Below are 2,336 nucleotides of genomic sequence, written 5' to 3'. Positions count from 1 at the left end.
CCTCGTCGAGCAGGTGCCAGCCGGTGGCGGCCCAGACGTAGGCCAGACTCTCCTCCACGGTGACCTCGGAATCGGGGTCGATGATCCCCCTGCCCAGCCATGCGGCGAACAGATCCTCACCGCGGCCCTCCGCGGCGGCCCGCAGGACCGAGCGCTCGAACTCGACGTGCTCCGGATCCATCTCCTTGTAGAGGCCGAAATCGACGAAGGCGAGTTTGCCGTCGGCGGCCAGCAGCACATTGCCGGGATGCGGATCGCCACAGAACTCGTTGTCGGCGAACAGACCGGCGATGTAGAAGCGGTAGATCAGCTCGCCGAGCCGGTCCCGCTCGGCGGCAGGCAGTGTCTGGATGTGCGAAAACGGATGCCCTTCGACGAATTCGGTGACCAGCACATTGTGCGTGCAGAATTCCTCGATGCTGTCGGGCACGGTGATGAAGGGATGGCCACGATAGCGCCGTGCGACCCGATGCTGGGTCTGAGCCTCGCGTTCGTAGTCGAGTTCGCTGCGCAGATTGCTGGCGACCTCCTCCAGCACACCGGTGTCGGCCATGCTCGGCAGCACTGTTCTGGCCATTTTGCCGAGGAACTCGAGATTGCTGATGTCGGCGTGGACGGCGCGCTCCACCCCGGGATACTTCACCTTGACCGCCACGATGCGTCCGTCGTGCAGTCGCGCCCGGTGTACCTGCCCGATCGACGCCGCCGCGATCGATGTCTCACCGAACTCGGCGAACGTCTGGGCCAAGGGGCCGAGGTCGTCCTCGATCACCTGCCGCATCGTCGCGAACGGCATCGCGGGCGCCCGGTCCTGCAGGGCCGCGAGCTGGGCGCGGAACTGCTCGCGATGGGCTTCGGGAACGAAGTCGAGATCGAGCACCGAGCCCATCTGCCCGAGCTTCATCGCCGAGCCCTTCATGCTCCCCAGCACCGCGACGATCTGCTGCGCCTTCATCATCGCCGACCGCTCCGCCAGCACCTCACGGGCCTCGTCGGTGCGCCCGATCATCGACAGCCGGCGCCCGACCTCGCGCACCGCCTGCCCGGCGGCGAACTGCCCCAGCTTCGCGCTCCGCGTCGCCCGCCCCCGGGGAACTCCACCGCTCGCCAATCCGCACCCCTGTCAGGCCTGTACACCGTATGTCGTGCGTCACATTACACCGGGGTGGCGGACGTCGCCGGACCCACGGAACAGACGAAAACCCCGGCGCTCACCGCAGTGGGCACCGGGGTATCGACGACCGGATGGCTACACGCGTTCCTTGGAACGGGTGCGCACGCGCAGGGCGATCGGCTTGGAGGTCTCGGCGAAGAAGTCGTTGCCCTTGTCGTCGACGACGATGAACGCGGGGAAGTCCTCGACGTCGATCTTCCAGACCGCTTCCATGCCGAGTTCGGCGTACTCCAGGACCTCGACGTTCTTGATGCAGTCCAGGGCGAGACGGGCGGCGGGGCCGCCGATGGAGCCGAGGTAGAAGCCGCCGTGTTCGTTGCAGGCCTTGGTGACCTGGGCCGAGCGGTTGCCCTTGGCGAGCATCACCATCGAGCCGCCCGCGGCCTGGAACTGGTCGACGTAGGAGTCCATGCGACCCGCGGTCGTGGGGCCGAAGGAGCCCGACGCGTACCCCTCGGGCGTCTTGGCCGGACCGGCGTAGTAGACGGCCATGTCGCGCAGGTACTGCGGCATGGGTTCGCCCGCGTCGAGCCGTTCCTTGATCTTGGCGTGCGCGATGTCACGGGCCACGACCAAGGGGCCGGTCAGCGAAAGACGGGTCTTGACCGGGTATTTCGACAACTCGGCGCGGATCTCGTCCATCGGGCGGTTCAGGTCGATCTGCACCACGTCGCCGCCGAGGATGTCGGCGGTCTGCTCCGGAAGGTACTGGGCCGGTTCGGTTTCCAGCTGCTCCAGGAAGATGCCGTCCTTGGTGATCTTCGCCAGCGCCTGGCGGTCGGCCGAGCAGGAGACGGCGATCGCGACGGGGCAGGAGGCGCCGTGGCGGGGCAGACGGACCACGCGCACGTCGTGGCAGAAGTACTTGCCGCCGAACTGCGCGCCGATGCCGAACTCACGGGTGAGCTGGAAGACCTCCTCCTCGAGCTCGACGTCGCGGAACGCGTGACCGGTGATCGAGCCCTCGGTGGGCAGGTTGTCCAGGTAGTGCGCGGAGGCGTATTTCGCTGTCTTCAAGGCGAATTCGGCGCTGGTGCCACCGATGACCACCGCGAGGTGGTACGGCGGGCAGGCCGCGGTGCCCAGCGAGCGGATCTTCTCGTCGAGGAACTCGAGCATGCGCTCGGGGTTCAGGACGGCCTTGGTCTCCTGGTACAGGAAC

2 protein-coding genes are annotated in these 2,336 nt (G+C 67.2%); both read right to left on the bottom strand.

The genetic code is table 11. From position 1 onward, the window contains the following. Positions 1-1,111, bottom strand: a 1,111-nt coding sequence (locus tag ACFWF3_RS32700; protein WP_379317728.1) for an ABC1 kinase family protein, incomplete at its 3' end; no start/stop codon positions are given. Positions 1,112-1,249: 138 nt separating this feature from the next. Further along, a partial coding sequence (locus ACFWF3_RS32695; protein ID WP_379317726.1) for a FumA C-terminus/TtdB family hydratase beta subunit occupies positions 1,250-2,336 on the bottom strand: 1,087 nt, incomplete at its 5' end.

This window comes from Nocardia sp. NPDC060220 (genome assembly GCF_042727815.1).
In the GTDB taxonomy this organism is placed as follows: Bacteria; Actinomycetota; Actinomycetes; order Mycobacteriales; family Mycobacteriaceae; genus Nocardia.
Note: the sequence above shows the minus strand (reverse complement) of the source record. Positions and strands in the feature narration are given on the sequence as shown.